Source organism: Bacillus sp. A015 (assembly GCF_053851875.1).
The window spans coordinates 1-21,374 of record NZ_JBSPZB010000029.1; the positions used below are offsets into that span (position 1 = coordinate 1).

A 21,374-nucleotide genomic window follows, 5' to 3' on the forward strand; every position below is an offset into this window, starting at 1 on the left:
CACTCTTGTCCCCATAGAAAAAACACCTCCACGTCTTATTTCGGATAACAACGATCCGTTTTCAAACTTGAAGGTGTTTTTTATTTGTCTCATCTTATGGGGTCAGTCCCTGGTTCGTCCAGATGGGGTTTTTTATTTCAGCCAATATAGAATGATCATGATGACATACACTAAACTAAACACGATACTCGCTCGACATAAGAGCTTTCCATAGTAGCGCTTCTCGAATTTTCTTTTTTCTTCCTTTTCATCTAAATATGGCATGGGATCCGGTGTCTTCATGAGAGAAATTGGCTCTTTCATTTCTTGATAAAGATGACGGCAACTCTCGCAGGAATGTAAGTGCTCGGCTACTATTTTATTTGTTTCTGCACTCGTGTCCCCCTCTATATAAAGTGGTAACAATTCTTCGATCAAATAACAGCTCATTTATTGAACTCCTCACAATGTAGCATTCGCTTCAGCTCTAATCTGGCTCGATGAAGGGTTGTTTTGACTTTAGATAAAGTCCAATTCAAAATTTCAGCTACTTCTTCATATGACAATTCCTGAATATCTCTTAAAATGAGGACCTCCCGGTAAGAATCCTTCAGTTGATTGATATGATGCCACAGCCTTTGAATGTCAGCTTGTGTTTCTATGTGGTCTTCTGGTGTGATGAAGGTCTGCTGCTCTAAGTAATCAACATCCTCTACATCCGTAAATGACCGTTTTACTTTTCGGCGATAGTCATTGACAAAAGTGTGATAAGCAATGGTATAAAGCCATGTTTTAATACTAGAATGTCCTTTAAAAGAGGATAATCCATGTAGCGCCTTCTAAATACATCCTGCTAGATCCTTGGCCGTTTCCATATTTCCTGTCCGGCGATATAAATATTTGGTGATTTCCTGAAAATACTCTTCATATATTTTTTCAATTTGATCGGCTGGTCTAGACATCAAAAATAAAACCACAATAAGACGATAAAAAAGAGATATAACGAGTAAATAAACCCCTTCATACGTTTTAACTCGTTATAGTCATTCTGATCCTCAGTCAGTGCTGAAGACTGATCATTTCCCATGAAAGAATGCTGAAATTGCTGTTCATGTCTCTTCATCCAGCTGGCTGCCTCTTCTCCCAGCTCCCCTTCTTGATACAATTCAAATAAGTCTTGAAAGATGACTTGCTTTTCTTTATCTGTCAAAACGGTGCACCTCTTTTGTTCGTCCATTTACTTCATAGATTTTACGCTCATTTGATCCGAATGTTTGAATGATGACAAGCCATGAAATGTCCATTTCCCCTTCTTGGTTGATCATTCTCACTGGTTTTATTTGTTTTTTATAGATCGTATATGGTTTATACTTTTTTAGTACTTGCTGATAGACTTCATCACGTTCTTGATTAGATACCGTATGAGGCAAAGAAGATACTGATTGCCGTAACTGAGAAGCTCGGTCAAATGTATACTGTTTGTGTTCACCAGACCCTGTTTCTTTCCTCACGTCTTTTGGCTTTTCCCCTATGATCTTTAACAAATCTTCATCGCTGATTTTTCCTTTTTTCTGATGAAGAATCGCTTTTGACAGCTCGAATCTGATGAATTCTTTTGTTGAACCATTAAACAGATACTCCGATTGATCTTTTGTTGTCACTTTCACTTGATGCTGCCAATCAAAATAAAAATCATCAACGCCTGTGATTTGATAAGCAGGTGGCTGTAAATGTAGCTTTTTATACATGCTGTTTATTGTGGAGTTTATCTCTGTTTCTGTTAAATTGATTCCGTCTATATCCTTCAATTGAAAGATGGCATTCCCGTATTGTGCTTGTTGAAGCGTCTCTTTTTTCCAGGTGGCAGACGCTAAGCTCTCATTTTCATTCTGAGTCATTTTTGGCAGAAGAAGAACGTTTGTCTCTCCGCCTTCTTTTTTTATCGCTACATGAATACGATCTAGATCAATTGTTCGTCCGCTTCTTTCGAAAAATTCAATGGTTTTTTCCCTATATTCTTTATCGGTCAGATCCTTGCCCACTATGCGCCCCCGATAGGAATAGCCGCTTAATTCGCCTGTAAACGCAGAAATATTCACTTCATACTGATCACCTGCAAACACGTAGTGATAAGGGATAGGCTGGTGACTAGATTTTAAATATAACGACTGATCCGCTGGTACAAACTTTGAGGCGAATTCTTTTGCACTTGTTGCAGATAAAGGGCGATATTCTTCTGAGAAAGTATCTACCAGTTCCGTTTTGGTGAATTGGAACATTGTATGAGGGACATTTACGATCGGATTGAGTAATAGCAGAAAAAAGACGGCTATACTCCCTGCGCACCACTGTCTCAACCTCATCTTGTCTTGTAATAAAGCACTTAACAAATAAATCGTCATAAAGCTTCCTGCTGCTGTCGCTAAAATCACAATTGATTTAAATGAAGATTGAAGCTCATACTTCGAAAATATATAAAGCAGTGCAGCGAAAATCAGACCGTAGAACAAAAGCAATTCCTTCCACTTCTGATGCCAAAACGAGCGGAAGAAAAGATACAAAAGAGATGCGGCAAAGCCAACCATGAGCGCAGCGGTGATAATATCTCTCCACACAAGCCCAGTATCTCCACCTCTAAAGAACATTTTGCTTTCAGCAAAAATAATAAACACAGTTTGACATAAAGGCAGAAGTAACACAGATAAATCAAAAGCAAAAAACACGCCTTTATTTTTTAAATAAGGAAGAGAAATCACATAATAAAGGGATGCAAGCAATACATAACCATAGATGAGAAATTGCATAAAATCGGTCAGCACTTCAAATGTTTCAATCGTATATTGTCTGGCCATGACTTGGTGAACCATTTCAATTGTCATTCCACCTAGCAGAACCACACGCAGTACGACACCTGCATAAAATAAATAGCCACTTTTTTTTCCTTTCCACAGGGGAAGCGTGACAAAGAGAACAAACAGTCCAAAAACACACCATTGAATGATCTTGATACTGTACTCATTTAAAATCAAATACCTTTCAAAATGGAGGGATACATCACTAAACAAATCAAACATCGATACACAATTCTTTACATCAAATTAAGGCCTCGTTCGTATAGACATTTGTCTTACCAAAAAGTTTCATAAAACACAAAAAATCACTTCATTCTCATGAAGTGATGCAGATTAAAGAGAAAGTGGGGGTTTTCAAGACAAGGTGTCAACAAAGTCCTCATTTTTGTCTTTTCAACTGTTCACGAAACGATATATGGTGTTTTTCGCTTTCGTTACATTCAATATACGGTGTATCTAGACCTTCAAAAAACTGTCGAGATTTTCTCGACAGCCTGAATCACTTCATTCTCATGAAGTGATGGTTTTTATCTTTTATTTTCGCTTCCTTTTATGTAATCGTGCAAGATCTTTTCACAAATGGATCGATTTCCGGCAACAATGCTGTTTTTCTCTAGGAACGTAAGCCGGTCTCCGTGAATATTTGAGTAAACAGCCCCTACTTCATCTAGCAGCACGCAGCCTGCTGCATAATCCCATGGCGCAAGCCTTAACGTGACGTATGCGTCACTTCTGCCACTTGCAATATAAGCGAGCTCAAGCGCAGCTGACCCTATGGTTCGTGTCCCCCTCACATCACGTACGAGACGGGCAAATGGTTTGGCGTCAAAATGCGGGCTTTCAATCGCCCATGTCGGGTTTATGCCAACAATGGCTTTTTCAATCGCTACATCTTTTAAAGGCGGGAGTAAGATATCGTTCATATAGGCTCCTTCTCCTTTGACCGCATGGTATAGCTCGTCATGAATCACGTCATAAATAAGTCCGATTTTTCCAACGCCATTTTCAAATATCCCAATTGAAATGGCAAAGTTGCGCTTTTGATGGACAAAGTTCATTGTGCCATCAATCGGATCAATGATCCACACAATCCCACCCAGTGAGGTCACCTCTTCCCCTTGTCCCTCTTCTCCTAAAATGTGATGATCTGAAAATGTCGACTGAATCTTTTCAATGAAAAAACGCTCTGTTTCTTTATCGATATTTGTGACAAGATCATTTGGATTTGATTTTGTTTCAATTGATAGACCTTCCTGCATGGACGCTTTAATGCGGCTTCCTGCTTCTTTTACCCAAAGCTTTGCAAGACGGTCAATTTCCACCCAGTTTGTCATCAGACTGTAAACCTCTTTTCTATGTAGTACCTATTTGTATTAGCATACTGATATTATGTACGTAAAAGCAAGAAAAAAGCAACTTCATACAAAAACGAACCGATGAATTGGTTCGTTTTTACCTCACCTTGTTTTACCCTTGAAGCTGCTCCCATTCTTTTCTTAGGCGCTCAAGCTTTCGTTTGCTGCGTTCAATTTGGATATCATCTTTTTGCTCGATGGCTTCATGAAGCGTAGAAAGCTCATAATCAACCTCTAATCTCCACACAGCGATGCGATTCTTCTTCCCTTGTCTATACCCCTGCTTCACGATTTGCTTCATTGGTCAACGCCCCTTCCAGAGAATGATTCATTCCTTGTCAGTTTTCATTGATAAAAAATTCAATCGATAAGAGAATTGGTTCTTGCTTATATCGTATGAAGCGATCGCATAACCGCAACGACATTCTGAAAATTGTGTTTTTACCTATTTGTTATGTACCACAAATTCGATGTTTTTAAACGCTGCATCATGTTCTGCAATCTTTCTCCTCATGGTGCATCTTTTTTTGAGCTTGACCGAAGCTATGATAAAATATGATCAGCGAAAAGATACAGGAGGCATAACATGAGTGAGATACGTTTTAGAGATGAAGATTTTGAGACATTCACAGTTGACGGTTTAGATGAACGAATGACCGTATTAAAAGAAAGAGTCCGTCCAAAGCTTGAGGCACTTGGCGAACATTTTGCACCGCTTCTTTCTTCTATTACAGGAGACGAGATGTTTGTACACGTAGCAAAGCATGCGAGAAGATCAGTCAACCCACCAAATGATACGTGGGTTGCTTTTGCAAACAGTAAGCGCGGGTATAAAAAGCTCCCTCATTTTCAAATTGGGCTTTGGAAAACTCATGTATTTGTATGGTTTGCGCTTATTTATGAATCTCCGGTTAAAGGTGAGTATGGACAATTATTCGAAAAAGAGCTAGACACCATCCAGCAGAAAATACCGCAAGATTTCGTTTGGTCTAAAGATCATATGAAACCAGACGTACTGCGTCACAGTGAGCTTGATGCTGAACAGCTGAAAACACTATTTGAACGTGTTCAAACGATAAAGAAAGCCGAACTCCTTTGCGGCATTCAGCTGCCTAGAGAAGAAGTCGTTCAAATGAATAATGAAGAGTTTTTATCGAAAATCGAAGATGCCTTCCGCACATTGACTTATCTATACCGCTTTACACAGAAAGAATCTGTATAAAAAAACGAGCCTATCACGGCTCGTTTTTTACATGCGTATAATCGCTGTTTCTTCTGCCTCTCTAGCACTTTTCACTGTGCGATAAGGAGAATACCCGCTTCCTTTTTCAAACGCCGCAGAGTGCGTCTTTTCCTCTGCTTTTGATGGCACCACCTCTTTAAATCGTTTATAACCATTTAATAATTCCTGCTTGGCAATTCCTTTTTCATACGCTTTTTCAACGGCTTGAAAAAACGAAATGACCGCAATCTTTTCCTCTGTTGTCCAGTCGACATCCATTGGATATTGATATTCCATTTACTTGTCCCTCACTTTAACACTCATTTCTTATTTGAACTTTCATTATAGCACTTGATCTATCAGAAACCGATCGATTTTATGCTTTACATTCCGATCAGTTCATAATATAATTCTTTTGTTTTATGCAATGAAATCTGCCGTTATTGGCACAATAATAGCAGGTATTTCGATGAAGGTGGGAAAGCAATTGTCACAACATGATACACCCTTATACACTGGACTAAAAAAACACGCTGCAACCATTCCAGTCCAATTTCACATTCCAGGCCATAAAAAAGGAGCCGGAATGGATCCTGAATTTAGAGCATTCATTGGTGATAATGCATTAAGCATTGATCTCATTAATATAGAACCTCTCGATGATTTACATTCGCCTCGAGGAATGATAAAAGAAGCACAAGAGTTAGCTGCTGAAGCATTCAGTGCTGATCATACGTTTTTCTCCATTCAAGGAACAAGCGGCGCGATCATGACAATGGTGATGACGGTCTGTGGACCTGGAGATAAAATCATTGTTCCTCGTAACGTCCATAAATCAATTATGTCCGCTATTGTATTTTCTGGCGCAGTTCCTGTTTTTATTCACCCAGAAATCGATAAAGAGCTTGGTATCTCACACGGCATTACACCAGACTCAGCCAAAAAAGCACTGACCGAGCACCCAGATGCAAAAGGTTTACTTGTGATTAACCCAACGTATTTTGGCATTTCTGCTGACTTAAAAACGATCGTAGAGATTGCCCATTCATTTAATGTACCTGTCCTTGTGGATGAAGCGCACGGTGTGCATATTCACTTTCACGATGAGCTTCCGCTGTCTGCGATGCAGGCAGGTGCCGACATGGCGGCAACAAGCGTCCATAAACTCGGCGGCTCACTCACCCAAAGCTCTATTTTAAATATGAAGGAAGGACTTGTTTCAAAGGACCGCGTGCAATCAATTTTGAGCATGCTGACGACAACATCCACTTCTTATTTGCTCTTAGCGTCACTAGATGTCGCTAGAAAGCGATTAGCCACTGAAGGAAAGGCGCTCGCAGATGAAGCGATTCGTTTGTCTGAATTAGCGAGAAACCGCCTGAATCAAATTGACGGCATTACCTGTATTGGTCAGGAAATACTCGGTTCAGCTTCTACTTATGATTATGACCCAACGAAATTAATTATCTCGATTAAAGACCTTGGGCTAAATGGCCATGATGTCGAAAAATGGCTGAGAGAAAGCTACCGAATTGAAGTGGAACTCTCTGACCTTTACAACATTTTATGTATCGTGACCCCTGGCGATTCTAATGAGACGATTGATACGCTTGTAACGGCTATGAAGGAAATTGCCGCAACTTCTACATGTGAGGGAGGCAAACAAGCGGTGACAGAAGTGTTACTGCCTGAGATCCCATCGCTTGCAATGACGCCGCGTGACGCCTTTTACGCCACAACAGAAGTGATTCCATTTAAAGAAGCGGCTGGCCGCATCATTGCAGAGTTTGTCATGGTATACCCGCCAGGCATTCCGATTTTTATCCCAGGCGAAATTATCACAGAAGAAAATGTCTCGTATATCTTTAAAAATATTGAAATTGGTCTCCCTGTCCAAGGACCTGAAGATTCAACGCTAGAGATGATCCGTGTCATTAAGGAACAAAAACCAATTTTATAAAAAAGAAACATGCAGCCCCAAATGGAGCTGCATGCTTTTTTATTTATTCAGAGGCTTCATCACCGCAATGACAGTGACCACATGTTCCATATAGCGTTGTCACTTTTTCATTCTCAAATTGATCAATGGTTTCATTGCAATCTTGACAAATAATTGTACCCACGTACATTCCCCTTTTCTTCACTTATAGTTTGAAAGCGTTTAATCTATTTCTTATTTCTATAATATGATGTCACATTTAAGTTGTCAACGGTTAATTGTATGACACATTTAATCGTTTTTTATAAATATATGCTTTTCCATCATCATATTGAGGGAACGTTTCAATTGTATTTTGCTTCATATCAATTCTGTAACAATTGAGTAACAATCGAAAATTGTCAAAAAGGACATGATACACTAGAGTGACTAACAGGGAACCGGCTCCTAAAAATGTTGGTATAACCCCAAAGGATTTTGAGGTGAATAGATTGAATTTTATGAGGACACTTCTCATTATATTCCCCATGCTCTTTGTACTTAGTTCATGCTCTTTTGCTTATATCATACCGAATCAGACAGACCAAGTCAGTCATATTCAAAAACCAAGAATTCTCTTTTTTACTGATGCAGAAAATCTTGATAAAGAAAGTCCATATTATGATGCAGTACTCGATTTAAAAAATGAGTACCCAAAGGAAATGTCAAAGATGATTGTAAAAGAAGATCGTAAAGGCTGGAAAAATGAAGTAGATGAATTACCGGCTATTTTACTTGTCAATGATGAAAAAGTCATTGTAAAGGTTGAAGGGAATGTCCGCAGTAAAGAGGATATCTTATCACCCTTATGTCATGCATTAGACCGCGTGAATACAAATTAACGATTCGACCTTGCACTTATAGATAACCATATGAAAAAACCCCTCACCTCATGAGGGTTTTTTCATATGGAGACATTTGCGCAGCCTTTTTTTAAACGGTTTAAAAAACCCTCTCCATTTTGGAGAGGGTTTTATAGGTTCATTATTTCACGATATGGATTGGGCTTCCAATTGCTACTTCAGCCGTTTCCATTGTGATTTCACCTAATGTTGGGTGAGCATGAATTGTCATTGCGATATCTTCAGCAGTCACTCCAGCTTCAATTGCAAGGCTAAGCTCTGAAATCATATCAGAAGCGCCAACACCTGCAATTTGTGCACCGATGACTAGACCATCCTCTTTACGAGTGATCATTTTCATGAAGCCATCAGTTGCGTCAAGAGAAAGTGCACGTCCGTTAGCTGCAAATGGGAATTTCGCTGCAACGATTTCGATTCCTTCTTCTTTAGCTTCTGCTTCAGTGTATCCAACAGTTGCAAGTTCTGGCTCAGAGAATACAACAGCAGGAATACCAAGGTAATCAATTTCAGCTGGCTCTCCAGCGATGGCTTCAGCTGCAATTTTACCTTCGTAAGAAGCTTTGTGTGCAAGTGGTGGTCCATCAACGATGTCACCAATTGCATAGATATTAGATACGCTTGTACGGCATTGTTTGTCAGTTTTGACAACTCCGCGGTCTGTCAATTCAACACCAACTTGTTCAAGACCAAGCTCATCAGTGTTTGGACGACGACCAACCGTTACAAGTACGTAATCAGCATCAACTGTTTTTTCTTCACCTTTTACTTCGAAAGTAACAGTGACACCATCAGATGTTTCTTTAACGCCTTTTGCAAGAGCGTTTGTGTGGATTTCAACGTTTCCTTTTTTCTTCAGGTTACGTTTAACCAAAGAGCTCATTTGCTTTTCGAAACCTGGAAGGATTTCGTCTCCACCTTCAAGGATGACAACTTCTGTTCCAAAGTTTGCATAGGCAGTTCCAAGCTCGGTACCGATGTATCCACCACCGATAACAACTAACTTTTTAGGTACTTCTTTAAGCGCTAAAGCACCAGTTGAGTTGATCACGCGGTCCGTGTATTTAAATGTAGGCAATTCAATTGGACGAGATCCAGTTGCAAGAATTGCGTTTTTGAAAGTGTAAGTCTGTGCTGAATTTTCATCCATTACACGTACAGAGTTGCTGTCTACGAAATAAGCTTCACCTTTGACGATGTCTACTTTATTTCCTTTTAGAAGACCTTGAACTCCGCCTGTTAATTTGCTCACAACAGAAGCTTTCCACTCTTGAACTTTTGTGAAATCAACTGTTACGTTTTCAGCTTTGATACCCATGTCTTCAGAATGCTTTGCATTCTCGAAACGATGACCAGCATTGATTAATGCTTTTGAAGGGATACAGCCGACGTTTAGGCATACGCCGCCAAGCGTTCCTTTTTCAACGATTGTTACTTTTTGTCCAAGCTGTGCAGCACGAATAGCAGCTACATATCCACCAGGACCTGCACCGATGACAAGAGTATCTGTTTCGATTGGGAAATCTCCTACTACCATGACATTACGCCTCCATTAAAATTAATTGTGGATCATTCAATAAACGCTTGATGTGGTTAAGGGCATTTTGCGCAGTAGCTCCGTCAATCATACGGTGGTCAAAGCTTAGGGAAAGAGCTAAGACTGGAGCTGCAACGATTTCGCCATCACGAACAACCGCTTTTTCAGCGATACGGCCAATACCAAGGATCGCTACTTCTGGGTGGTTGATGACTGGAGTAAACCATTGTCCACCAGCAGAACCGATGTTTGTGATTGTGCAAGATGCACCTTTCATTTCAGCTGGAGCCAATTTACCATCACGTGCTTTTGTTGCAAGCTCATTGATTTCGTTAGACACTTCGAAAATCGCTTTGCGATCTGCATTTTTCACAACTGGAACAAGCAAGCCTTTTTCAGTATCAGCTGCAATTCCGATATTGTAGTAATGCTTTTGAACAACTTCATCTGTTTTATCATCGATAGAAGTGTTAAGTACTGGGTACTTTTTCAAAGCAGAAGTTAGAGCTTTTACAACGTAAGGCAAGTAAGTTAACTTGATTCCTTGATCAGCTGCAACTTGTTTGAATTGTTTACGATGTGCAACAAGGTTTGTTACATCAACTTCATCCATTAATGTTACGTGAGGAGCTGTATGCTTAGAGTTCACCATTGCTTTCGCGATCGCTTTGCGGATTCCGCTCATTTTCTCGCGAGTTTCTGGGAATTCTCCTTCTAGAACTGGAGCTGCTGCCGCTTTTGGAGCTGCTTCTTCTTTCGCACTTTCAGCTGCTTGAGGTGCTGCTTCTTGAGTTGCAGAACCACCATTAACGAAGCTGTCGATATCTTCTTTTAGCACGCGGCCGTTTTTACCAGTACCTGCAACTTTGTAAATTTCAACGCCTTTTTCACGAGCATATTTACGTACAGATGGCATAGCAATTACGCGCTTGTTTGGATCAGCATCTACTTGCTCTTGTGCGCCTGCACCAGTTGCTGCTGCCGCTTCTTCTTGTGCGACTTCTTTCTTCTCTGGCTCGTTACCAGCTTCAGCAGTACCTTGTACTTGAGCTTCAGTTTTTGCTTCGCCTTCTTCTTCGTTGCCTTTAAATTGAAGATTTTCGTAACCAGGTGCATCAAACGTAATGATTGTTTGTCCTACAGTTGCAACTGTTCCCTCTTCAACTTTTAATTCTAATACTTTTCCTTTAACAGGTGAAGGAATTTCTACAACTGCTTTATCGTTTTGTACCTCTGCTAAAACGTCATCTTCATTGATTTCGTCGTTTGGTTTTACAAACCACTTAACGATCTCACCTTCGTGGATACCTTCTCCGATGTCCGGAAGTTTAAATTCAAATGCCACTGTTTTTCGCCTCCTAGATTTTGTTGAACCCTTGTTGTGTAATCATTACACGATCCTGTAATTGATAAAGGGGAAGAGAAATAAATTCTTTTCCCCTCCTGTCATTTAATTAAAATTCAAGAACTTTTTTAGCTGTTTCAAGCACGTCTTTATGGTTTGGAAGCCATACAGTTTCAGCTTGAGAGAAAGCAAATACAGTATCAGGTGCAGCTACACGAAGTACTGGTGCTTCTAAGCTAAGGATTGCTCTGTCATTGATTTCAGCTACTACGTTTGCAGCAATACCAGCTTGTTTTTGTGCTTCTTGAACAACGATCGCACGGCCTGTTTTTTCAACAGAAGCGATGATTGTTTCAATATCAAGCGGGCTTACTGTGCGAAGGTCGATTACTTCAGCAGAAACGCCTTCTTTTTCAAGTTCTTCAGCAGCTTTAAGTGATTCGTGAACCATTGCACCGTAAGTGATGATTGAAAGGTCAGACCCTTCACGTTTCACGTCAGCTTTACCGATTTCAATTGTGTACTCTTCTTCAGGAACTTCCTGACGGAAAGAACGATAAAGTTTCATATGTTCAAGGAACACAACCGGATCGTTGTCGCGGATTGCAGAAATTAATAGTCCTTTTGCATCGTAAGGTGTTGAAGGAATGACAACCTTAATACCAGGCTGTTGTGCGATAAGACCTTCTAAGCTGTCAGCGTGAAGCTCAGGAGTATGAACCCCTCCGCCGAATGGTGAACGGATTGTCACTGGAGAATGCCAGCGTCCGCCAGAACGGTAACGCATACGAGCCATTTGTCCAGAAACAGAATCTAATACTTCGAAAACGAATCCGAAGAATTGAATTTCCATTACTGGGCGGAATTCTTGTAGTCCAAGGCCAATTGCAAGACCGCCAATACCAGATTCAGCAAGTGGAGTATCGAATACGCGATCCTCACCAAACTCTTTTTGCAATCCTTCAGTCGCACGGAATACGCCGCCGTTTACACCAACGTCTTCTCCGAAAACGAGAACGTTTTCGTCATTTTTCAGTTCTGTGCGTAACGCATCAGTGATCGCTTGAATCATTGTCATTTGCGCCATGGCTTACTTCGACTCCTTCTGTTTGTAAATTTCAAGCTGTTCAACTAGGTTGAATGGTTTAACTTCATACATGTTTTCAATCAAGTCAGTGACTTTTTGCTTAGGCTGTTCGTCAGCTTCTTTGATTGCTTGTTTGATTTGTTCTTTTGCATCTTCGATGACTTTATTCTCTTCTTCTTCAGACCATAGGCCTTTGTTTTCCAAGAATTTGCGGTAGCGTACCAATGGATCTTTTTGCTCCCACTCGTTTTCATCTTCTTTTGTACGATATCTTGTTGGATCGTCACCAGCCATTGTATGCGGACCGTAACGGAATGTAAGAGTTTCAATTAATGTTGGACCTTCACCATTTACAGCACGCTCACGAGCTTCAGCAGTCGCTGCATATACAGCTAATGCATCCATACCGTCAACTTGTACGCCTACGATACCAGCTGCAGCAGCTTTTTGTGCAATCGTTTGTGCAGCAGATTGCTTTTCAACAGGTGTAGAGATCGCATATCTGTTGTTTTGGACAACAAAAATCGCTGGCGCTTTGTAAGCCCCTGCAAAGTTAATACCTTCGTAGAAATCACCTTGTGAAGCCCCGCCATCACCTGTGTAAGTAATTGCAACAGCTTTTTTACCGCGCTTTTTCAAACCAAGAGCTACACCAGCAGCTTGAATGATTTGTGCACCGATAATGATTTGCGGAGAAAGTGCATACACATCTTCAGGCATTTGGTTACCAACAAAATGTCCACGAGAGAACAAGAATGCTTTTGTTAGTGGCAGACCATGCCAGATTAATTGTGGTACATCACGATATCCTGGAAGAATGAAATCTTCTTTCTCAAGTGCAAAGTGAGTTGCAAGCTGAGAAGCTTCTTGTCCAGCTGTTGGCGCATAGAAGCCAAGACGTCCTTGACGGTTCAATGAAATTGAACGTTGATCTAATACACGTGTAAACACCATACGGCGCATTAATTCTTTTAATTGGTCATCTGAAAGATCCGGCATTGCCGCTTCGTTTACGACTTCGCCTTTTTCGTTTAAAATTTGAAACGTTTCAAACTGCTTTTTGATGGCATCAAATTGCTTTTTGCTATCAACAATTGCTTTTTTTGTTTTTGCAGCCATTCTAAAGTCACCTCTTCCTTTCTTTTAACAGTCAATTTGTCGTGAATCCATTTATACATACAGATATAGGATAACCCAAAATACTCATATGACTCCTGTATATAATAGCCACAAAGATTGTTGTCGAAACAATGGATGATCGCTTACTTTTGAGTCCTTCTAACTGTATTAACGATAGTTCACAAAAAACTAATACAACTTCTGTTAACAAGGAATAGTTTACAACAAGAAAAATAGTCCGTCAATTGATTTAACGGCTTTATTTAAATAAATGTATTCGCTTTACTTTTTATGGTGAGCTGTATCAATCTGTTTAACGAACAGCACGAACTGTACTAGTATAGAGTGTGCTACTGTACTACAATAGCAAATGTTTGTTTTTGTCGAAAAATAAAAAAAGAGCTGTTTTTTTTCAGCTCTTTTTTGACTCTTTATCTGCAGCTTTGTACAAAGCCTGTTTATGCTCATTCAATTGGTCTGTATATTGATTGAACTTCTTGCTTTCTTTTCTGACCTTGCTGTAAGAACGATTCACTGTCTTCAGCTTGGATTTCAGTTCCTCGTATCCTAAGTCTTTTTTCTTTAAAGTTTGATACAAATGCTGATCTTGTTTCAACGCCTTTTGATACTCACGGTAAAGCTGATCGTACGACGCAAATCTCTTCTCAATTGATTTCACCGTTTGATCTGCTTTATCCTTTAATGCCGCATCTTGTATCCGCCCGGCAGATTCCTTTACAGTTTGCAATTCTTTTTTCGATTGATCCATGCTGTCTTTTTCTGTTTTTAAATGTTCTTCTCGCTTCGTAGCTGATGCTAACGCCTGATCAGAAAGGCTTGACACTGTTTTTATATGGTCCTTTGTCGTTTGAATCATTTTCGTATACAGCTTCTGCTCTTTTTTCTCATAGTTTTGCAGTGCGCCTTGCTCTTTTTCAAAGGACGCCTCTTTTTCGCTCATTTTCGTCATCGCATCTTGCATCTCATTGAACGGACTTTGACCTCCGCAACCCGCAAGCAAGAGGGTACATATCCCCGCTAAAGCAGCACCTGCTTTTATGCTTCTTTTCCTCTGTTTCATCAAAAGGTCCCCCTTTATATCTCCACATACCACTATAATTTTTATAGGCGTTTGTGACAAGGAAAGAGGTTAGCCTTTTTAGGTGAAAAAGATTTTTTTCAAGCTATAGGCTCATGACTATACAAATAGTGCATTCATACATAGTTTATATTACACGCTTCGCCTTCACTTCTGAGAGGCCGAGTGTATTTCCAAAGGAGGTCAAAAATATGTCTAATTATAGTCATGGAAGTATGTATGGTGGATATGGTGGATACGGCGGATATGGATACGGTGGTGGTGGCTGCTGTTATCCAAGTTATGGTGGTGGATACGGATACGGTGGTGGACGTACATTCGCTTTAATCGTCGTCCTTTTCATCCTATTGATCATTGTAGGCGCAGCATTCTTAGGCGGCGGTGGCGGCGGCTGCTGCTAATGGCTGTCTAAGCCTCTGACCGGTCTCATAGGGCCGGTCTTCTTTATTTCATTGCATATGTTGTGTATCATTTTATATACTTTACATACAAAGGAAATAGGAGTGAAGTTTTGTGATTACCATGGATGATATCGTAAGGGACGGGCATCCCGTCTTGAGGCAAACAGCTGAAGCGGTCGAACTCCCGCCAACAGAAGAAGAAAAACAACAATTAGCTGACATGATCGAATTCGTTAAAAATAGTCAGGATGAAGACATTGCTGAAAAATATGGACTGAGACCCGGCGTCGGACTAGCAGCTCCGCAAATCAATATTAGTAAACGTATGATCGCTGTTCACTGTGAGGATGAGGACGGGCATCAATACAGCTATGCCCTGTTCAATCCTCGTATTGTCAGTCATTCAGTCAAAAGAGCTTATTTGGCTACTGGAGAAGGCTGCTTATCTGTTGATGAAGCCATCCCTGGATTCGTCCCGCGTTATGAAAAAATCAGGGTCAAGGCAACAACGCTTGAAGGGGAGGACATCGATATCCGCTTAAAAGGGTTCCCTGCTATCGTCTTTCAACATGAAATTGACCACCTGAATGGCATCATGTTTTATGATTATATTCAAAAGGATCAACCATTCGCCGAGCCAGACAACTCTGTTTCGATCGGCAGAGCATAAAATAAAAAGAAGACCCAGCAACCTAAGGGTCTTCTTTTTTATTCTTCAATGAGGCCTAAATGGGTCACTGCATGGAATATGCCGTCCTCATCTACTGGTTTTGTCACAAAATCAGCCAATGTTTTTAATTCACTCACAGCATTTCCCATGGCAACACCTGTTCCAACAAATGAAATCATTTCTCTATCGTTCAGACCGTCTCCAAAGGCAACTGTATCCTTTTGATCGTAGGGCAGTCTTTCGATGACTCGTTTAATTCCTTCGGCTTTTGATCCGCCTTTTGGCAGGACATCTGTTGACAGCTCGTGCCATCTGACAAGATCAATTTCTTCGCGGAACGCCTCATATTGGACTTCCTCTTCTGCCTTACAAAATAGCAGCATTTGATAAATGTCGTTTTCTTTAAAGAAAGACAAATCATGCTCGGGGTGCTCTGTTTTTAACGTTCCAATTCCTTCATGGATAAACGGATGGTTCGGCACAGAAGCCTTCATCGTTTCTTCTCCCATGAAAACAAGCGGGTGATCATGACGATCCGCTGTCTCATAAATTTGCTCCATCAGCTCCTGTTTGAGCGGATTGCCGTAAATGACTTCTCCCTCATACATGACATACTGACCGTTATAAGCAATAAAGGAGTCAAGTGCTAATTCTTGTAAGATAGGTTGAATCAAAAAAGGCGAACGGCCAGATGCAATGAATAGATGATGTCCTTTTTCTTTTAATAAACGAACAGCTCGCTTCGTTGATTCAGGTATTTTTTTATCATGATCATATAAAGTACCGTCGATATCAAAGAAGATGACTTTTTTATTCATATCTCGTCTCCTGTCTCTCGTTATGTACACACTCTCCCCTTCATCATACAGAAAGATTTCCGCTTTCGAAACCAATTCCTTTTAAAATACCCATTTCCCACATATAACCATGTAACATTCAATGGAAACATCATATAATACAAGTATAAAGAGAAAACGGACTTGCTGCCCTAAATGACATCATCCCAAAAGGAGGCGATCCGCGATGCTTCGTCGTCTGCGTAAGAAAATTCGAAGACAATGGAAGGACATGCTTCGTAAAAAATCGATTGCTTAAAAGGATCTTCCGCACATTTGCTGAAGGTCCTTTTTTCTCAGAGCCTTTTCTTATGCGCGTTTTTTTAATATAATAGAATAAGCGAGTGTAACATACGGTATTTAAGGAGAGATTTGGATGATATATAAGGTATTTTTTCAGGCAAGTACTACTGAGGTACCTGTAAGAGAACACACAGATTCACTATACGTTGAAGCGGTTTCTGAAAGAGACGTACGCGATAAGTTGAAAAAACATAACTACAATATTGAATTCATTCAGGCTGTAGACGGTGCTTTTTTAGACTATGAACGAGAAAGTGAAAATTTTAAAGTATTGGAGCTATGAGAGGAATGAAATTTGTTAAAAACGATCAGGCGGCAGTTTTTGCGCTCGGCGGATTAGGCGAGATCGGTAAAAACACGTATGGCGTTCAATTTCAAGATGAAATCATTTTAATTGATGCTGGTATTAAGTTCCCTGAAGATGAGCTTCTCGGAATTGATTACGTCATCCCTGACTATACGTACTTAGTTAAAAACGAAGATAAAATCAAAGGTCTATTCATCACTCACGGACATGAAGACCACATCGGCGGTATCCCTTACCTTCTCAAGCAAGTGAATATTCCAGTTTACGGAGGCAAACTCGCAATCGGCCTACTTCGTAATAAATTGGAAGAGCATGGTCTCTTGAGACAGACGAAGCTTCACATTTTTGAAGAAGAAGATACCATTAAATTTAGAAAAACAGCTGTGTCTTTCTTTAGAACAACGCACAGTATTCCAGATTCTTACGGAATTGTCGTGAAGACACCTCCTGGCAACATCGTACATACAGGTGATTTCAAGTTTGACTTTACCCCTGTTGGCGAGCCTGCCAATTTGACGAAAATGGCTGAGATCGGTAAAGAAGGCGTCCTTTGTCTTCTATCTGACAGTACAAACAGTGAAATCCCAGAATTTACGATGTCTGAAAGACGCGTAGGTGAAAGCATTGATGACATCTTTAGAAAAGTAGATGGACGTATTATCTTTGCAACGTTTGCTTCAAACATTCACAGACTACAGCAAGTCATTGAGTCCGCTGTTGCCAACGGCCGAAAAGTCGCTGTATTTGGGCGCAGTATGGAGTCTGCAATTGATATTGGACAAGATCTTGGCTATATTAAATGTCCAAAAAACACGTTCATTGAACATAATGAAATCAACCGTCTTCCAGCAAACAAAGTTACCATTCTTTGTACTGGCAGCCAGGGTGAACCGATGGCAGCTCTTTCTCGTATTGCGAACGGTACTCACCGCCAGATTTCCATTAATCCTGGAGACACAGTTGTCTTCTCATCTTCACCGATCCCAGGTAACAATATTAGCGTAAGTCGTACCATCAACCAGCTTTATCGTGCTGGCGCTGAGGTTATTCATGGCTCACTAAATAATATTCACACATCTGGTCACGGCGGACAAGAAGAACAAAAACTGATGCTCCGTTTAATTAAACCTAAATTCTTCATGCCGATTCACGGTGAATACCGCATGCAAAAAACGCATATTAAACTTGCGAATGATTGCGGAATTCCTGAGGAAAACTGCTTTATCATGGATAACGGTGAAGTTCTTGCACTGAAAGGTGACGAAGCAAGTGTCGCTGGCAAAATTCCATCAGGTAACGTGTATATCGACGGAAGCGGCATTGGTGATATCGGAAACATCGTATTAAGAGACCGCCGCATTCTTTCAGAAGAAGGTCTTGTCATTGTTATCGTCAGCATGGACATGAAAGAATTCAAAATCTCTGCTGGTCCTGATTTGATCTCAAGAGGCTTTGTCTACATGAGAGAATCTGGAGACCTCATCAATGACGCACAGGATTTGATTTCAAAGCATCTTGAAAAAGTGATGGAACGCAAGACAACACAATGGTCAGAAATTAAGAACGAAATTACTGACACACTTGCACCTTTCCTTTATGAAAAAACAAGACGCCGCCCAATGATCTTACCGATCATTATGGAAGTGTAATCAGACAAAGAGACACAAGCCCATTGGCTGTGTCTCTCTTTTTTTCGTCCAGCATTAAAAATCCGCATATATACAAATATACATGCGGTTTCTCATTCATTCTTTTATGATTGAATTGGGAGATGCTGAAAGCTTCTGACATCAAACAATCCCTTTGTCGTCATTTTTACATCAGGAATGACTGGGAGTGCCAAGAAGGATAGCGTCAAAAATGGATTAAAACCTAAGGCAAAACCTGTTTCTTTCAATGCTTCATGGAGTGCATGAAGACTTTCATTTACTAGATGTGCTGGTTGATCTGATAATAAACCAGAGATCGGTAATGGAAGTGTATGAAGAGGCTGGTCGTCCCTCACAACGGTCAATCCGCCGCCTGCTTCTTTTAACGTCTCAATGGCTTTGATCATATCGGCATCATTTGTGCCAACAGCAATTAAGTTATGAGAATCATGCGCCACAGTTGTTGCAATGGCTCCCTCTTTTAAGCCAAAGCCACTGACAATCCCTAACCCAATCTCAGATAAACCTTGATGACGTTCGACAAGCACCATTTTTAATACATCTCTTTCTGTATCACTAGTAAATTGTCCATTGATTTCTGAAGGAGATACTTGTTCTAATTTCGTTTCAAGCTGATTCGGAATGATGCGAATGACATTCATCATTTGATGATCTGTGATAGGCAGGGTAAGATCTTTATCTTGAACATCCACTGCATGGACAGATTGTAATAATGCAGGACTCGGTGAGATCTTTTCAACACTTGGCTGGTAATCTCCATGCTGTGAGACCAATTCACCTGCAATAAATACGCTTGTGATCTCTACTTGATGAAGGTCAGAAATGAGCATAAAATCCGCGTCAAAGCCTGGCGCAATCGCTCCCTTTGTGCTAAGACCAAAACACTCCGCTGCATGTAAACTCCCCATTTGATACGCTAAAAAGGGATCCAATCCTTCTTTGATGGACATACGCACCTGCTCATCAATACTTCCTTGCGCCATGAGATCATCTAAATGTTTATCATCGGTACAAAAGAAAAAGCGTCTCGCATTTTTCTCATTGACAGCTGGTAAAACATTTTTCACATTTTTGGCAACAGATCCTTCTCTCAGCATGACATACATGCCTCGTTTTACACGTTCAAGGGCTTCCTGAGCTGTTGTCACCTCATGATCTGTTTGGACATTTGCTGTCCGGTAGACGTTTATTAACCGGTCCGTTAAGCCTGCTAGGTGGCCATCAATTAATTTATTCTCGTTTTGAGCATCGAGCAGTTTTTGAAGCATATCTTCTTCTGCCTGCTCTACACCGACATAGTCCATCACCTCAGCAAGACCAAGAACCTCTTTCTCTTGATAAAGAGGCTTTAAATCTTTCGCTTTTAGCGTAGCACCTGATCGTTCAAAGCTGACAGCCGGCACACAGGATGGCAGCATGAAATATATATTTAAGGCAGCTTTTCTCGCTTCTTCCAGCATAAAACGGATGCCTGTTACACCTGAAACATTGGCAATTTCATGCGGGTCTGTTACGACACTTGTCACACCGCGCGGAACGACAGCTTTGGAGAATTCAGCAGGGGTCACCATGGAGGACTCGATATGAACGTGCCCATCAATAAAACCAGGTACAAGCATTTGACCGGCTGCATCCAGCTCCTGCTCTCCCTCGTATTCTCCAATCCCTACTATTTTTCCATTTTCAACAGCGACATCAGCGTCTATCCATTCCTGGTTAAACACGTCCATAACCTTCGCATGTTTAATCACTAGGGCTGCTTTTTTTCTCTTTGCAGCTACCTCAATTTGATGTCTGAAAAGCTCCTTATCCAACGACACTGCCTCCTCCAAGTAAACAATATAATGTTTCTTATCGTAAACGAATCTGTTTGCCCAGTCAATGACATTTAGAGAAAATCAACCATATAAAAGGACTGATTTTTATTTCTGAATAGTGATAATTGCATGAAAAATATTGGCGGTCACTTTTGCTGTTATTCATAACAAAATGGGCCTATTTCAATTTGTTTCCCCCTCTTCACAGTCCGTCTGTCGTGTACACAACCATATAAAAAAACACCCCGCCCTCGGAGTGTTTAATAGTCGTTCTGCATTTCTCGTTTTTCAAAGCGTCCAATATCTGCTACTGCCCCAATAACAATGAGGATATCTTCTTTTTGGATCATTTCATCTGCCAGCGGGGAAACAATGACTTCTTTCCCGCGCTTAATCGCTACAATATTGATGCCATATCTTGCTCTAATATCAAGATCTAAAAGAGAATGCCCGGCAAGTCTGCTGTTTGCAACGATTTCAATGAGGCTATACTCATCTGACAGCTCGAGATAATCCAGCACGTTGTTGGAAATGATTTTATGCGCAATCCGCCTGCCCATGTCTCGCTCCGGATGAACTATGCGATCCGCTCCAATTTTGTTGAGTACCTTTTCATGGTAGTCATTTTGCGCTTTCACTGTGACCATTTTGACGCCAAGCTCTTTCAGCATAATCGTTGTTAAAATACTTGCCTGAATGTTTTCTCCAATCGCGACGATGACATGATCAAAATTGCGAATGCCGAGGTTTTTTAAAACAGATTCATCCGTCGAATCACCAATCACCGCATGTGACGCAATTTTAGCGTATTCGTTCACTCGATCTTCATTCATATCCATGGCCATCACTTCAAGTCCTTCTTCGCTCAGCGCCTTGCAAATACTTCCGCCAAAGCGTCCAAGACCAATGACTGCATATTCTTTTTTCATGTTCAGAC

General features: G+C 40.6%; 22 protein-coding genes and 1 pseudogene. 7 read left to right on the forward strand and 16 right to left on the reverse strand.

Annotated features, from left to right (window positions below; translation table 11 throughout):
- Positions 1-132: 132 nt before the first annotated feature.
- From ACSLGF_RS17595 to ACSLGF_RS17620, 6 genes and pseudogenes are all read right to left on the reverse strand, one after another.
- Positions 133-429 carry an anti-sigma factor family protein gene (locus tag ACSLGF_RS17595; protein ID WP_456007537.1) on the reverse strand — a complete coding sequence of 99 codons (297 nt, stop codon included), beginning with the start codon at positions 427-429 and terminating at the stop codon, positions 133-135.
- Positions 426-941: pseudogene (locus ACSLGF_RS17600) on the reverse strand (sigma-70 family RNA polymerase sigma factor). The gene ACSLGF_RS17595 and the pseudogene ACSLGF_RS17600 overlap by 4 nt, the downstream one beginning before the upstream one ends.
- Complete coding sequence (locus tag ACSLGF_RS17605) at positions 941-1,189, reverse strand: hypothetical protein (RefSeq protein WP_456007539.1); 249 nt, start codon at positions 1,187-1,189, stop codon at positions 941-943. The pseudogene ACSLGF_RS17600 and the gene ACSLGF_RS17605 overlap by 1 nt, the downstream one beginning before the upstream one ends.
- A complete protein-coding gene (locus ACSLGF_RS17610; RefSeq protein WP_456007541.1) occupies positions 1,179-3,053 on the reverse strand; it encodes a hypothetical protein in 1,875 nt (624 codons plus the stop codon). Before ACSLGF_RS17610 ends, ACSLGF_RS17605 begins: the two co-directional genes overlap by 11 nt.
- A gap of 305 nt (positions 3,054-3,358) precedes the next feature.
- A complete protein-coding gene (locus tag ACSLGF_RS17615; RefSeq protein ID WP_456007542.1) occupies positions 3,359-4,165 on the reverse strand; it encodes an inositol monophosphatase family protein in 807 nt (268 codons plus the stop codon).
- Positions 4,166-4,298: 133 nt separating this feature from the next.
- On the reverse strand, positions 4,299-4,487 hold the full coding sequence (locus ACSLGF_RS17620; protein WP_456007543.1) for a hypothetical protein: 189 nt from the start codon (positions 4,485-4,487) through the stop codon (positions 4,299-4,301).
- A 285-nt stretch (positions 4,488-4,772) separates the two neighbouring features.
- On the opposite strand from ACSLGF_RS17620, the gene ACSLGF_RS17625 reads away from it, so the two are divergent.
- Positions 4,773-5,408: a DUF1054 domain-containing protein gene (locus tag ACSLGF_RS17625; RefSeq protein ID WP_456007544.1), complete on the forward strand. Its 636-nt coding sequence runs from the start codon at positions 4,773-4,775 to the stop codon at positions 5,406-5,408.
- 27 nt (positions 5,409-5,435) lie between these two features.
- On the opposite strand, the gene ACSLGF_RS17630 is transcribed toward ACSLGF_RS17625, so the two are convergent.
- Positions 5,436-5,705 carry a UPF0223 family protein gene (locus tag ACSLGF_RS17630; protein WP_456007545.1) on the reverse strand — a complete coding sequence of 90 codons (270 nt, stop codon included), beginning with the start codon at positions 5,703-5,705 and terminating at the stop codon, positions 5,436-5,438.
- A gap of 190 nt (positions 5,706-5,895) precedes the next feature.
- On the opposite strand from ACSLGF_RS17630, the gene ACSLGF_RS17635 reads away from it, so the two are divergent.
- Entirely contained in the window at positions 5,896-7,368 is a 1,473-nt protein-coding gene (locus tag ACSLGF_RS17635; protein ID WP_456007546.1) for an aminotransferase class I/II-fold pyridoxal phosphate-dependent enzyme, read from the forward strand.
- A gap of 43 nt (positions 7,369-7,411) precedes the next feature.
- On the opposite strand, the gene ACSLGF_RS17640 is transcribed toward ACSLGF_RS17635, so the two are convergent.
- Entirely contained in the window at positions 7,412-7,531 is a 120-nt protein-coding gene (locus ACSLGF_RS17640) for a GapA-binding peptide SR1P (RefSeq protein ID WP_078061763.1), read from the reverse strand.
- 316 nt (positions 7,532-7,847) lie between these two features.
- Here ACSLGF_RS17640 and ACSLGF_RS17645 point away from each other — a divergent pair, with 316 nt between their 5' ends.
- A complete protein-coding gene (locus ACSLGF_RS17645) occupies positions 7,848-8,228 on the forward strand; it encodes a hypothetical protein (protein ID WP_223251704.1) in 381 nt (126 codons plus the stop codon).
- Between the two features lie 142 nt (positions 8,229-8,370).
- Here ACSLGF_RS17645 and lpdA read toward each other — a convergent pair whose 3' ends face one another.
- The 5 genes from lpdA to ACSLGF_RS17670 form a co-directional block, all read right to left on the reverse strand.
- On the reverse strand, positions 8,371-9,783 hold the full coding sequence (lpdA, locus tag ACSLGF_RS17650) for a dihydrolipoyl dehydrogenase (protein ID WP_456007547.1): 1,413 nt from the start codon (positions 9,781-9,783) through the stop codon (positions 8,371-8,373).
- A gap of 4 nt (positions 9,784-9,787) precedes the next feature.
- Positions 9,788-11,128, reverse strand: a complete 1,341-nt coding sequence (locus ACSLGF_RS17655) for a dihydrolipoamide acetyltransferase family protein (protein ID WP_099725987.1) — start codon at positions 11,126-11,128, stop codon at positions 9,788-9,790.
- A 109-nt stretch (positions 11,129-11,237) separates the two neighbouring features.
- A complete protein-coding gene (pdhB, locus tag ACSLGF_RS17660) occupies positions 11,238-12,215 on the reverse strand; it encodes a pyruvate dehydrogenase complex E1 component subunit beta (protein WP_456007548.1) in 978 nt (325 codons plus the stop codon).
- A gap of 3 nt (positions 12,216-12,218) precedes the next feature.
- The gene (gene pdhA, locus ACSLGF_RS17665) at positions 12,219-13,334 is read right to left on the reverse strand and encodes a pyruvate dehydrogenase (acetyl-transferring) E1 component subunit alpha (protein WP_456007549.1); all 1,116 of its coding nucleotides are present in this window, start codon (positions 13,332-13,334) and stop codon (positions 12,219-12,221) included.
- Between the two features lie 412 nt (positions 13,335-13,746).
- Complete coding sequence (locus ACSLGF_RS17670; protein ID WP_456007550.1) at positions 13,747-14,415, reverse strand: YkyA family protein; 669 nt, start codon at positions 14,413-14,415, stop codon at positions 13,747-13,749.
- 233 nt (positions 14,416-14,648) lie between these two features.
- Here ACSLGF_RS17670 and ACSLGF_RS17675 point away from each other — a divergent pair, with 233 nt between their 5' ends.
- Both ACSLGF_RS17675 and def read left to right on the forward strand, forming a co-directional pair.
- The gene (locus ACSLGF_RS17675; RefSeq protein WP_456007562.1) at positions 14,649-14,834 is read left to right on the forward strand and encodes a YjcZ family sporulation protein; all 186 of its coding nucleotides are present in this window, start codon (positions 14,649-14,651) and stop codon (positions 14,832-14,834) included.
- Positions 14,835-14,946: 112 nt separating this feature from the next.
- Positions 14,947-15,504 (forward strand): peptide deformylase, encoded by a 558-nt coding sequence (gene def / locus ACSLGF_RS17680; RefSeq protein ID WP_456007551.1) that lies wholly within the window; start codon positions 14,947-14,949, stop codon positions 15,502-15,504.
- Between the two features lie 38 nt (positions 15,505-15,542).
- Here the strand turns inward: def and ACSLGF_RS17685 are convergent, their stop codons facing one another.
- Entirely contained in the window at positions 15,543-16,322 is a 780-nt protein-coding gene (locus ACSLGF_RS17685; RefSeq protein WP_456007552.1) for a Cof-type HAD-IIB family hydrolase, read from the reverse strand.
- Between the two features lie 394 nt (positions 16,323-16,716).
- On the opposite strand from ACSLGF_RS17685, the gene ACSLGF_RS17690 reads away from it, so the two are divergent.
- Positions 16,717-16,926 (forward strand): DNA-dependent RNA polymerase subunit epsilon, encoded by a 210-nt coding sequence (locus ACSLGF_RS17690; protein WP_099725992.1) that lies wholly within the window; start codon positions 16,717-16,719, stop codon positions 16,924-16,926.
- Positions 16,927-16,931: 5 nt separating this feature from the next.
- Positions 16,932-18,599, forward strand: a complete 1,668-nt coding sequence (gene rnjA / locus ACSLGF_RS17695; protein ID WP_456007553.1) for a ribonuclease J1 — start codon at positions 16,932-16,934, stop codon at positions 18,597-18,599.
- Between the two features lie 104 nt (positions 18,600-18,703).
- Here the strand turns inward: rnjA and ade are convergent, their stop codons facing one another.
- Both ade and ACSLGF_RS17705 read right to left on the reverse strand, forming a co-directional pair.
- Positions 18,704-20,434, reverse strand: a complete 1,731-nt coding sequence (gene ade / locus ACSLGF_RS17700) for an adenine deaminase (RefSeq protein WP_456007554.1) — start codon at positions 20,432-20,434, stop codon at positions 18,704-18,706.
- Between the two features lie 263 nt (positions 20,435-20,697).
- Entirely contained in the window at positions 20,698-21,366 is a 669-nt protein-coding gene (locus tag ACSLGF_RS17705; RefSeq protein ID WP_008345123.1) for a potassium channel family protein, read from the reverse strand.
- Positions 21,367-21,374 lie beyond the last annotated feature (8 nt).

What these genes read in the sequence shown, in the direction of transcription:
- ACSLGF_RS17630 (WP_456007545.1), bottom strand. Translation starts at nt 5,705, where the DNA reads ATGGAATATCAATATCCAATGGATGTCGACTGGACAACAGAGGAAAAG.
- pdhA (WP_456007549.1), bottom strand. Translation starts at nt 13,334, where the DNA reads ATGGCTGCAAAAACAAAAAAAGCAATTGTTGATAGCAAAAAGCAATTT.
- lpdA (WP_456007547.1), bottom strand. Translation starts at nt 9,783, where the DNA reads ATGGTAGTAGGAGATTTCCCAATCGAAACAGATACTCTTGTCATCGGT.
- ACSLGF_RS17595 (WP_456007537.1), bottom strand. Translation starts at nt 429, where the DNA reads ATGAGCTGTTATTTGATCGAAGAATTGTTACCACTTTATATAGAGGGG.
- ACSLGF_RS17610 (WP_456007541.1), bottom strand. Translation starts at nt 3,053, where the DNA reads ATGTTTGATTTGTTTAGTGATGTATCCCTCCATTTTGAAAGGTATTTG.
- ACSLGF_RS17675 (WP_456007562.1), top strand. Translation starts at nt 14,649, where the DNA reads ATGTATGGTGGATATGGTGGATACGGCGGATATGGATACGGTGGTGGT.
- ACSLGF_RS17615 (WP_456007542.1), bottom strand. Translation starts at nt 4,165, where the DNA reads ATGACAAACTGGGTGGAAATTGACCGTCTTGCAAAGCTTTGGGTAAAA.
- rnjA (WP_456007553.1), top strand. Translation starts at nt 16,932, where the DNA reads ATGAAATTTGTTAAAAACGATCAGGCGGCAGTTTTTGCGCTCGGCGGA.
- ACSLGF_RS17690 (WP_099725992.1), top strand. Translation starts at nt 16,717, where the DNA reads ATGATATATAAGGTATTTTTTCAGGCAAGTACTACTGAGGTACCTGTA.
- ACSLGF_RS17625 (WP_456007544.1), top strand. Translation starts at nt 4,773, where the DNA reads ATGAGTGAGATACGTTTTAGAGATGAAGATTTTGAGACATTCACAGTT.
- ACSLGF_RS17670 (WP_456007550.1), bottom strand. Translation starts at nt 14,415, where the DNA reads ATGAAACAGAGGAAAAGAAGCATAAAAGCAGGTGCTGCTTTAGCGGGG.
- ACSLGF_RS17705 (WP_008345123.1), bottom strand. Translation starts at nt 21,366, where the DNA reads ATGAAAAAAGAATATGCAGTCATTGGTCTTGGACGCTTTGGCGGAAGT.
- ACSLGF_RS17645 (WP_223251704.1), top strand. Translation starts at nt 7,848, where the DNA reads ATGAGGACACTTCTCATTATATTCCCCATGCTCTTTGTACTTAGTTCA.
- ACSLGF_RS17620 (WP_456007543.1), bottom strand. Translation starts at nt 4,487, where the DNA reads ATGAAGCAAATCGTGAAGCAGGGGTATAGACAAGGGAAGAAGAATCGC.
- pdhB (WP_456007548.1), bottom strand. Translation starts at nt 12,215, where the DNA reads ATGGCGCAAATGACAATGATTCAAGCGATCACTGATGCGTTACGCACA.
- ACSLGF_RS17685 (WP_456007552.1), bottom strand. Translation starts at nt 16,322, where the DNA reads ATGAATAAAAAAGTCATCTTCTTTGATATCGACGGTACTTTATATGAT.